This is a genomic window from Campylobacter estrildidarum, from assembly GCF_005406205.1.
In the GTDB taxonomy this organism is placed as follows: Bacteria; Campylobacterota; Campylobacteria; order Campylobacterales; family Campylobacteraceae; genus Campylobacter_D; species Campylobacter_D estrildidarum.
Window position 1 is genome coordinate 79,037 of record NZ_NXLZ01000007.1, and the last position, 6,752, is coordinate 85,788.

The window sequence follows — 6,752 nt, forward strand, 5'->3', positions numbered from 1 at the left end:
TGATTTTATGAGAATTATATTTTTATTTTTATTAAGTGTTTGCACTCTTTTTTCTTTTGAATTAACTTTAAATACAGGCCGCGAAAATAATCAAGCTTTCGCGGTTTTGCATGTTAAAAATGATTTAGAATTTGCTTGTCAAAAAATTACCATTGAAGATAAAATACATTTTGAATGTGATATTGCTGGTGTTGTAGATAATAAATTAAATGATCAAAGTTTTGCTGCTTTTGATTTAAAGTTTATTAAAAGTCCGCAAAAAATTAAAATGATTATCCTACCTAAGGTAGATGCGAGAATGTTCGATTCATCTCAAAATATATATATAGACAAAGAATTAAGCTTGTCAAATGCACATAAAAGTAAAAATTTCACTTTTATTTTTATGCCCGAACTTATTCAACCGAAAAATTATGACGGGATTAATTTTAATATTGATTTTCCCCATGAAAGTTTGCCTTATATTGGAGCGCTTGATTTAAATTCAAATCCAGTTATTGTTCCACAAAGTGCAGATATTAATACTTATTTACGTATTAAAAATGACTACGATAAAGGCAATTATACTCAAGTAGAAACCGATGCGAGCAATGCTATTAAACGTTATCCAAGTAGTGTTTTTATGAGCGAATTTATACTTTACAAACTTAGAGCTCAAAATCAACTTCATACCCAAGATCCAAGTGTTAGGGATAGAAAAATTTTAGATCAAATGATTTTAGACGCTAAAAATTGGGCTCGTACTTTTACAAGCGATAGAAATTTTTTCGAAGTTTATTATATTATGCTAAGGACTTATATTGCCTTATCGCAACCTTCTAATATAGAATATACAATGTCGATTTTAAATAATGAGCCAAATAATTATTTTTCTCAACTAGCAAAACTTGATTATGCTGATTATCTTTATAGTTTAAGAGAAAGAGAGAAGGCTATAGATATTTATGAAAATACTTATTTTAATACTAAAAATTTAGACTTAGCAGCAAGAGCTGCAATGAGTTTAGCTAAAGACTTTATTTTAAACAATAGAATGAGTATGGCTTTGCAATATATAAATACTATTTTAAAAGCCAATCCAGAGTATTTTGGCAAGGATGTATCTAGATCTTTAGAGCTTGCTAAACTTTTTGATCAACATAAGCAATATGAAATAAGTTCTAATATTTACAAGAATATCTTAAATAAAATAACACCAATTGATAAAAATTATGAAGAAATTTTAAAAAATTTAGCCTTAAGTTTATCTAAAACTCAAAATACAAATGAGACTAAAAAATATTTGGATTTATATCTAAAGAAGTATTTATACGATGGAAAATATATAGATGAAATTAAAAAAACTAATGATGAAGTTTCCTTTTATCTAGAGGATAATAATGCAACTTTTTTACACAAACGTTATGCAATGTTAATGAAAGAATACTCGCAAAAAGATGAAAACATAGTCAATAAAGCTTTAGATAAGGATATCGAGCTTTATTATAAAGAAGGAAATTTCAGTGCAGTTTTAGCTTATAAAAAGCAAATAGAAGATAAAAAACTTTCAAATGCTTCTAAGATATTAGAAAAAGCTGCCATTGATATTTTAAATCAAGATTTAAAATCAGATAATTGTATTAACGCAGTAAATACTTTTATGAAATTTAAATCTTATGAGATAGGACAAAAAATAGAAGGTAAAAAACAAATGTTAAATTGTTTTGTTAGGACTTCTAAATTGGAACAGGCTATTGAATACGCAGATAAAAATTATAATGAAGATCCTATATTTTACGGCTTACAAAAAGCTTCAATGCTTTATGATAATAAACAATATGGACAAGTTTTAAAGATTGCTAAAGATATAGCTAACTCGAGAATATTAAAAAGTGATGAGGAAAATTTCAAAGCTTATTATTTGCAATTTTTATCCTATTTGAAAATAAATGAATATAATAAGGCTATAAAGATTTTAAAAATTTTAGAAAGCTTTCCTATGAATTTTACTATGATTGAAGCTTATGATACTTTAGTATCTTATGCAGATGATCATAAAATGCAAACAACTATTTTAACTTATGCTCCTAAAGCTATTGATTATCAAAATCTAAAAGGAATTAATCTTTATAGCCCAAATCTTGAATTTATTTATCTTGATGCATTGGCTAAAACAAATCAAAATGAAAAGTCTCTAGATATATTAGTTGATTTATTAAAGCTTAAACTTTCCGATGAAGATAGGGCAAGAGCTTTGTATATGCAAAGTTTAACTTATGAAAAAATGAAGAATATTCAAGCACAAAAAGAAAGCTTAGAACAATGTTTAAAGCTTAAGCCTTCAAGTTGGCAAAATTTATGTCGTGATAAAAATCAAATGATAAAATAAATTTATAGTTTTTTCATTTAACTTATTTTTTGGTGCTAGAAAATTATAAAATTTGGTTCTATACTTCTTAAGTAAAATTTCTATAAGAAAATATTTTTGTTAATTAAATATTAACTCTATTGATTATAAAATTGAATGTAGTATTATATTTTATTTAAGGATTAATTGATGAAAAGAATTTTTATTTCTTTGTTTATTTTAGCAACTTTTTTATGGGCTAAGAATATTGCTTATAGTGATGAAGTTATATCGCTTTATCTTAATCAAAACGATACTAAAGTTATTGGAAGATTACTTCCTACAAATGCTTTTGAAATTTTAAAAGATCAAAATGATAAAGTGTATATTAAAATTAATGGTTATCTCAATCCAAAATCTCCTTCTGTGATTTATTTTAATAATTCTCAAAGGATTATTGTAGCCGCATTTTCTAAAAATACTAAATTGAATTTTTCTTACATAAAAAAAGGAAAAAATGGAAAATGGGATCAAGTCAGTCTTAAAATTTGGGCAGATAAAAAAGATTTTGCTAAAGATAATAAAAAAATGTTAAAACGTGCTAAAGAGCTTTTTACTAACAATTGTGGAATTTGTCACACCCTGCATTCAGAGAAAGAATTTAATGCTAATGCTTGGCCATCAGTTTTTAGATCTATGGTTAATAGAACGGGTATTGACAAAAAAGATCAATGGCTGATTATAGAGTACTTGCAAAAAAATGCAAAAGACTTTAAAACAAAATAAAGGAAATATTATGTTAGATAGAAGAAAATTTTTAAAAATTGGTGCAACTTTAAGTACTTTACCTCTTATTCCTTCCTTTGTTATGGGTAAAAATATCGAAGCTTCTAAAGTAAGTCTTGGGCTTGTAAAAAATGGAGAAGTTATCACAGCGGCTCATTGGGGAATTTTAAAACTCACTATTAAAGATGGCAAGGTTGTCAAAAGCGAACCTTGGGAAAAAATAACAAAAATGGATAATCCTTTGCAACATTATACTCCAGATATGATTTATAAATGTCGCGTAAAATATCCTTATGTTCGTAAATCTTATCTTGAAAATCCAGATCACCCAAAACCAGAACTTCGCGGAAAAGAAGAATTTGTTCGCGTAAGTTATGATGAGGCTATAAAACTTATCGCCAAAGAGCTTAAAAAAACAAGAAATACAAAAGGCACAAGTGCGATTTTTGGTGGAAGTTATGGTTGGAAATCTAGCGGAAATATGCAAAATTCTCGCATCTTACTTCAAAGATTTCTAAATGTAACAGGTGGATTTGTAGGAGTTACAGGGGATTATTCTACTGGGGCATCGCAAATTATTATGCCATATGTAGTAGGATCAATTGAAGTTTATGAACAACAAACTTCTTGGGAAAATATTTTAAAACACTCTAAATATGTCGTTATTTGGGGTGCTGATCCGCTTTCTACTTTACGCATTGCTTGGACATCGACTGATCAAAGAGGTTTGGCTTATTTTGAAAAACTAAAAGAAAGTAAAATTAAAGTAATTTGCATTGATCCAGTAAAAACAGAAACGGCTAAATTTTTAAATGCTAAATGGATTACTCCACGTCCAAATACCGATGTAGCTTTAATGATGGGGATGGCAAGCCACTTAATCGCTAAGAAAAAAGTTAATTATGAATTTTTACAAAATTATACCACAGGTTTTGATAAGTTTAAAGCTTATTTAGAAGGTCAAGAAGATGGGATTAAAAAAGATGTTAAATGGGCAAGTCAAATTTGTGGTATAGATGAAAAAACCATTAAAAATTTGGCAGAAATTTTTTATGATAATCCAACGATGATAATGAGTGGATGGGGTATGCAAAGAGCACATCATGGGGAGCAGCCTCATTGGATGCTTGTTACTTTATGTTGTATGCTTGGACAAATTGGAACTAAAGGCGGTGGTTTTGGTTTAAGTTATCATTATAGCAATGGAGGTGTTCCAACTTGCAAAGGTGGTATTATAGGTGGTATAAGTGCTGGAGAATTAGGAATTTGGAAAAATGGCAAATTTAAAGGTTTAGCAAAAGCAAATCAAACAAACAAAGGTGCTGAATGGTTGCAAAATTCTGCAAAATATTCTTTTCCGGTAGCTAGAATTGCTGATGCGCTTTTAAATCCAGGTAAAACTATAGATCATAATGGAAGTAAGATCACTTACCCTGATATTGACTTTATTTATTGGGTTGGTGGAAATCCACTTGTTCATCATCAAGATACCAATACCAATGTAAAGGCTTGGAGAAAACCAAGAACCATAGTTGTTAATGAAATTTATTGGACTCCAACTGCAAAAATGGCGGATATTATTATGCCGACAACTTCATCCTATGAAAGAGATGATATCACCATGACAGGCGATTATTCTAATATGCATATAGCCCCTATGAAACAAGCCGTTGAGCCTATTGCGGAAAGCAAAGATGATTACGTGATTTTTTCTGATATTTGTAAAGTGTATGGAAAAGATGTTTTTAACGCTTATACTCAAAATGGCAAAAAAGCTAAAGATCTCATCAAAGAGTATTATAATAGTGCATTAAAACAAACTAAAAATTTCGGAGAAGCTTTTGCAACACCTATGCCAAGTTTTGAAGAATTTTGGGCAAAAAATGAACCTATTACCTTTGAACCTTCTATAGAAAGTTTAGAATGGACTCGTTTTACAGATTTTATCGAAGATCCTATTTTAAATACTTTAGGAACAGATTCTGGGCTTATAGAAATTTATTCTGAAACGATTAAAAAATACAATTATGATGATTGTAAAGCACATCCAACTTGGTTTGAACCGATAGAATGGCTAGGTAATGCAAATAAAGAAACTCCATTTCATCTTATAACAAGTCATCCGAGAAATCGCTTACATTCTCAACTTTGTCATACGAGTTTAAGAGATACTTATACTGTGAAAGATAGAGAACCTATACTTATAAATTCTAAAGATGCTAAAAAACTCGGTATCAAAAATGGTGACTTAGTTCGTGTATTTAATAAACGTGGTGAAGTTTTAGCAGGAGCTGTTGTAAGTAATGATATTATGCAAGGGGTTGTAAGGCTTTGCGAAGGAGGTTGGTATGATCCAGATGAAAATGGGCTTTGTAAATACGGAAGTGCAAATGTCTTAACTATAGATATGCCGACTTCAAAACTTGCAAACGGGAATATTTCTCATACAAGCCTTGTTGGTATTGAAAAATTCACACAAAATATTCCTAAAGTAACTGCATTTAAGGATCCAAAAACATTGTAAAAATTTATTTTTTTTGTTATAATAAGTATTTTTAAAGTTTAAAAAAAGGAGTAAATTAAAATGCAGCAAGCTAAATCAAAAAGTTCCTTTAAGGTTTCTACAAAATTAACCTTATATATAGGTATTTTTATTCTTTTAGTATTGACGGTAATAACTATAGTTAGTTATCAGCAATCAAAACAAACTGCTTTTGAGTTGTTACAAGATTCTCAATTAAAAAATATGGATGATGTTAAAATTTCTTTCGATGCTTATGCTTCAATGAAAAGAAGAATTATTGATATTTTGGCTAAGAAACTCAATGATAATCCAGATATGAGTATAAAAGATACTTTAGTTATGCTTGAAGTGATCAAGCATTCTACTGAATTTGATGCTGTTTATATAGGCTATGAGGATACCGGAAGATTGATTATGTCAGATGGTACAATACTAGATTCTACAAAAGGATATGATGCGAGAAATGCTCAATGGTATAAGTCAGCTAAAAAAGCAGGAAAATTAATCGTTACAAGACCTTATAAATCAGTAACAGATGGAAAAATAAATTTAGCTTATGCAGCTCCTTTATTTAAAGATGGAAAATTAATTGGTGTGGTTGCTGCGGATTATAATGTGGTAAAATTTTCACACGATGTTTTAGTTCAAGGACATTCCGCGCATTCTTACGCTAGCGTTTATGATGTAGATGGTAATATAGCTTTTAATGAACAAGAATCAAAACTTTTGACTAAGAATACTTTAAGTATTAATATTCAAAAAACTTTAGCAAGTGATCCAAAATTACTTGATTCAAATGTAAGAGAAACTTTATTTTTCGTAAATGATGATCAAGGTAATACTCAAGCAGTTATGTGTAATCCTTCAAGCATTAATCCTATATATAGAATTTGTAGTGTTGTTCAAAAAAAGACTTATGATAGTATAATTGATAAAATCTTTTATAGTCAAATTTTAGTGGGCTCTATAGCTTTAGTCATCGCCCTAATCCTAATCAGAATTCTAATCTCAAGAGGCCTCTCCCCACTCACCACCATCCAAACTGGTCTTAACTCATTCTTTGATTTCATCAATCATAAAACAAAGAATGTCTCTACTATTAATATAAAAACTAAT

General features: G+C 29.1%; 3 protein-coding genes and 2 pseudogenes. All 5 read left to right on the forward strand.

Going from position 1 to position 6,752, the window contains the following annotated elements; genetic code table 11:
- The first annotated feature begins 7 nt into the window (after window positions 1–7).
- Window positions 8–2,368, forward strand: a complete 2,361-nt coding sequence (locus CQA69_RS05190; RefSeq protein WP_137620743.1) for a tetratricopeptide repeat protein — start codon at window positions 8–10, stop codon at window positions 2,366–2,368.
- 168 nt (window positions 2,369–2,536) lie between these two features.
- Window positions 2,537–3,112 (forward strand): cytochrome c3 family protein, encoded by a 576-nt coding sequence (locus tag CQA69_RS05195; protein ID WP_137620744.1) that lies wholly within the window; start codon window positions 2,537–2,539, stop codon window positions 3,110–3,112.
- A 10-nt stretch (window positions 3,113–3,122) separates the two neighbouring features.
- Complete coding sequence (locus CQA69_RS05200) at window positions 3,123–5,636, forward strand: molybdopterin guanine dinucleotide-containing S/N-oxide reductase (RefSeq protein WP_137620745.1); 2,514 nt, start codon at window positions 3,123–3,125, stop codon at window positions 5,634–5,636.
- Window positions 5,637–5,897: 261 nt separating this feature from the next.
- Window positions 5,898–6,332, forward strand: a pseudogene (locus CQA69_RS09400) (cache domain-containing protein); the annotation flags it as partial.
- A 312-nt stretch (window positions 6,333–6,644) separates the two neighbouring features.
- Window positions 6,645–6,752, forward strand: a pseudogene (locus tag CQA69_RS09405) (hypothetical protein); the annotation flags it as partial.